Origin of the sequence: Nguyenibacter vanlangensis (genome assembly GCF_013376155.1) — a bacterium.
Lineage (GTDB): Bacteria > Pseudomonadota > Alphaproteobacteria > Acetobacterales > Acetobacteraceae > Gluconacetobacter > Gluconacetobacter vanlangensis.
In genome coordinates this window covers 1-634 of sequence record NZ_JABXXP010001157.1, presented here as the reverse complement: position 1 = coordinate 634, position 634 = coordinate 1, and the positions used below count along the sequence as shown (strand labels likewise).

Genomic DNA, 634 nt, shown 5'->3' with positions numbered 1-634 from the left:
GGCGATTTCCTTCGGCGCGGCGGTGGGCGCGGTCCTGACGGTGATCGCCGCGACCTTTCCGGGCGAGGTGTTCGGCTTCCTGCTGAATGCCTCGGGCGCGATCATCCTGTTCGATTACCTGATGGTCGTGTTCGCGCAGATCGCGCTGCGCGGGCGGATGCGCCGCGCGGGGCGGCGGCCGGCCTTTCCGATGCTGCTCTATCCCTATCTGTCCTGGCTGACGGTGGGCGCCATCCTGCTGGTGATGGCGACGATGATGCTGACGCCCGATACACGGGTGCAGATCGAGCTGGGCAGCGTCACGCTGGTTCTGATCCTGGCGCTGGGGATGATCGTGCCGCGCCGGGGGCGCGGGACGGACGACCCGTCAGCGCCGGAATGAAGCGTGTTACAAGCGGGCACATTTTGCCATTCACGCGCCATGATGGCCGGGCCAGAGTGACGGCGACGGAGCGGGCACCGGCCCGTCCGGATGCAGGAGAAGATTTGGAATGAGCAGGCAGACTCTCCGCCGCGCCGTCCTGGCGCTGGGTGTGATGATGGGCGGTGCGTTCGTGACCTATGACGCGACCTCGGCCCAGGCGCAGGTCTATGGCCCGGTCGCCCCGGGCTGGGCCCCGCCGCCGCTGCCGCC

1 pseudogene is annotated in these 634 nt (G+C 68.8%); it reads left to right on the top strand.

Annotated elements, in window-relative coordinates:
* Window positions 1–382 (top strand): annotated as a pseudogene (locus HUK84_RS21840) (amino acid permease); the annotation flags it as partial.
* Window positions 383–634 lie beyond the last annotated feature (252 nt).